5 protein-coding genes and 1 pseudogene are annotated in these 2,974 nt (G+C 57.6%); 2 read left to right on the top strand and 4 right to left on the bottom strand.

Translation table 11 applies throughout. The features are described 5' to 3' along the window. Positions 1-136: pseudogene (locus AAAB35_RS10095) on the bottom strand (homoserine dehydrogenase); the annotation flags it as partial. 159 nt (positions 137-295) lie between these two features. On the opposite strand from AAAB35_RS10095, the gene AAAB35_RS10090 reads away from it, so the two are divergent. Next, positions 296-961 (top strand): HAD family phosphatase, encoded by a 666-nt coding sequence (locus AAAB35_RS10090; RefSeq protein WP_340668148.1) that lies wholly within the window; start codon positions 296-298, stop codon positions 959-961. Here the strand turns inward: AAAB35_RS10090 and AAAB35_RS10085 are convergent. Beyond that, on the bottom strand, positions 951-1,325 hold the full coding sequence (locus AAAB35_RS10085; RefSeq protein WP_340668147.1) for a hypothetical protein: 375 nt from the start codon (positions 1,323-1,325) through the stop codon (positions 951-953). The genes AAAB35_RS10090 and AAAB35_RS10085 overlap by 11 nt on opposite strands. A 63-nt stretch (positions 1,326-1,388) precedes the next feature. Between AAAB35_RS10085 and AAAB35_RS10080 the strand changes: the two genes are divergently transcribed. Further along, positions 1,389-2,123, top strand: coding sequence for an SIMPL domain-containing protein (locus AAAB35_RS10080; protein ID WP_340668146.1), 735 nt, complete (start codon positions 1,389-1,391; stop codon positions 2,121-2,123). A gap of 64 nt (positions 2,124-2,187) precedes the next feature. Here the strand turns inward: AAAB35_RS10080 and AAAB35_RS10075 are convergent, their stop codons facing one another. Together AAAB35_RS10075 and AAAB35_RS10070 are read right to left on the bottom strand one after the other, a co-directional pair. Then, positions 2,188-2,532 carry an antifreeze protein gene (locus tag AAAB35_RS10075; RefSeq protein ID WP_340668145.1) on the bottom strand — a complete coding sequence of 115 codons (345 nt, stop codon included), beginning with the start codon at positions 2,530-2,532 and terminating at the stop codon, positions 2,188-2,190. Positions 2,533-2,659: 127 nt separating this feature from the next. Further along, the coding region (locus AAAB35_RS10070) for a YcgN family cysteine cluster protein (RefSeq protein WP_340668144.1) at positions 2,660-2,974 on the bottom strand (315 nt) is incomplete at its 5' end.

Raw genomic sequence — 2,974 nt, 5'->3', positions numbered from 1 at the left:
GCATGTGCGCCACCCGCGTGACGATGTCGGTGCCCATCTCGCCCGAACCGATCAGCCCGATCCGGATCGGACGCCCGGCATCCGCCCGCGCCTGCATGTCACGCGCCAGTCCCGTCAGTGCAACATTGCTCGCCATAATGCCTCCCTCAGTGGCTTCGCGAGGTTGTGCAAAGCCTTTCGTATTACATCCATCGAATATTGAACATTTGTATTTTAGTCAAGACCTATGTGCATTATAAGAGTGGTAATGATCGACAGATAGGACCGTCTGAAATGACGCGCAAAGAGGATGGAAATGCCGCAGAACCGATTCGAACTGGTGATTTTTGATTGCGATGGCGTGCTTGTGGACAGCGAACCGCTCGCAGCGCTCGCCTATCACAATATCTATGCCCAACAGGGCTTGGCGCTGCCGGACGGCACCATCGCGCAGTGCATCGGCTTGAAGCAAGCTGATATCATAGCCCGGATCGCTGAATTGACCGGTCTAGAACTCGCTGACGGAGCGGAAACGGGCCTCTGGCCCGAAACGAAGCGCGTCTTCGCAGATTCTCTGCAGCCAACACCGGGAATCGCGTCATTGCTGGAAAAGCTTGAAACGCCACACTGCGTTGCGTCGGGCTCATCGCTCGAACGTATTCAGTTCAGCCTGGAAATCACCGGCCTCGCGCGCTATTTCGGCGACGCGATCTTCAGTTCATTCATGGTGAAGCGCGGTAAGCCCGCTCCCGATCTATTCTTCCATGCCGCAGCGCAGATGCAGACCGATCCCGCAAAATGCGTGGTGATCGAAGATTCGCCCTTCGGCATCGAAGGCGCAGTGGCAGCCGGCATGACCGCACTCGGTTATACGGGCGGCACACACACCCACGATGATCACGCCCCCGCTCTCTTGGCAAAGGGCGCTGCGGCCGTGTTTTCCGACTGGAGCAATTTAAGCCAGTGGATCGCTAGTCGTTGAATCTGCGGCCTTCGCGTTCGGGATCGCGCGCGATTTCGAGCTCCTCCTCATCGTCAGGCAGCGCTTCGTCGCTGTTCTGATAGGGATTGTCGTCGTCTTCCTCGGAGACGTCGGCCGCGTCCTCCGGCTCGACTTGCCGTTCGCCGCGAATGGCAAGCTCATCATCCGCGATGACATCATCGTCGACGATTTCATCGCGGTCGAATGACTGCGGTCCGGGTGTTTCAGTCTCTGGTGATTCGTTCCTGCGCGGCGCCGGCCTTGGTCCTGTCTCGATCATCGTCAACTCCTTCGATATTTGCTTGGTAACGCGCAGCAGTTCGTTTGGATGCACAAAACCTATCGCGTTCAAAAGTTTTGCCATTTGCCCTAATCCACCCATAATCACCTGCGACGCAGCATCGTCACTTCATCTGGGGAGTTATCCATGACATCGAAAATCCTGACGCTGGCATTTGCTGTAACGACAATGGTGGCAGTGCCTTTGGCGGCGCACGCCGAGGACGCACCACGCCCGCGCATCACGGTCACCGGTGAAGGCGAAGCCGCTGCCGCGCCCGACACAGCGATTCTTTCGCTGGTGGTGATGCAGGAAAAACCGACGGCCCGCGAGGCGCTGACAGCCAACAATGAAGCCATGGCCAAGGTCCTCGACGCCATGAAAAAGGCCGGCATTGCGGAACGCGACCTGCAGACCTCCGGCTTCAGCATCGACCCGCGCTATGTCTACCCGGAAAACAAGGACAATACCCAGCCGCCCAAAGCGCCGACAATCGTGGGTTATGCGGTGTCGAATTCCCTGACAGTACGCGTGCGCGACGTTACGAAGGTTGGCGAAATCATCGACCAGTCGGTTACGCTCGGCGTCAATCAGGGCGGAAACATCACGTTTACCAACGACAAGCCGGAAACGATTCTCGAACAAGCGCGCAGGAATGCCGTCGCCAATGCTGTCGCCAGAGCGAAGACTCTGACTGACGCGGCGGGCGTCGGTCTCGGACGGGTCATCGAGATCAACGAACAGAGTTTCAGTCCGCGTCCGGTTGCAATGGCAGCGCGCGGCAAGATGATGGCGATGGATGCCGCCGCTCCGGTTCCCGTCGCGGCTGGCGAGAACACCTATAATGTCAATGTGAACATGACGTTCGAGCTCAAAAACTGATTCGAAGCATTCGACCGACAATGAAAGAAGGGTGCCGATCGGCACCCTTTTTGCTATCCGGTCTTTACCGGATGATCGGGCAGCCCGGAGAACGGGCAAAGACCACGGCGGTGCGGTAACCACGCTTCCAGCCGGCGACGCGAACGACGTTGCGGTTGACGACAACTCGCGTGTTGTAGAGGCCCATGCGGCTTGCCTTGCTTGCTGCCTGGCCCGGCGTACAAGCGGGAACCGGACGATAGGGCGGACGGTAATACTCGCGACGATAATAATCGACCTGGACCAATGGCGAAGCGCCATCCATCATTGGTGTGGCCGCGACCGGCGCAGCTGAAGCGGCGTTCACGCCGAGAATTGAACCAAGACCGATCGTAGCGGTAACAACCAACGTTTTGAATGAAAGAGCCATTTGGCGTTCTCCTGTTTCTGTGTCCGGGATGGGGGAATATCCAGGCATACTGGAATCCGGACAGGAGCGCTTTGTTCCACAATCGATCTGAACAATTCCTCAACGAGGCATTCACATTCGGTTTATCTCAGTCCGATGCTTCGAGCGTCATCATGTGATCGAAATAATCCTCGTCGCTCTTCATCTCGTGGTCATAGGCAGTGACTTTGCCGCGTACGGAAATGCCGGCCTCGTGGACGGTTTCCGCACTTCCAGATATCAGCGGATGCCACCAGTAAAGATCACGGCCCTCGTCGATCAGGCGATAGCCGCATGTTTCAGGCAGCCAATCGACGGTGCGGACGATCTCGGGAGTCAAGAACACGCAATCGGGCACCTTCGCCTTGCGGTGTACATAGTCCGAGCATTGGCAGGTACCGGCATCGAGAAGGGTGCAGGCAAC

This window comes from Phyllobacterium sp. (assembly GCF_037994425.1).
GTDB lineage: Bacteria > Pseudomonadota > Alphaproteobacteria > Rhizobiales > Rhizobiaceae > Phyllobacterium.
Note: the sequence above shows the minus strand (reverse complement) of the source record. Positions and strands in the feature narration are given on the sequence as shown.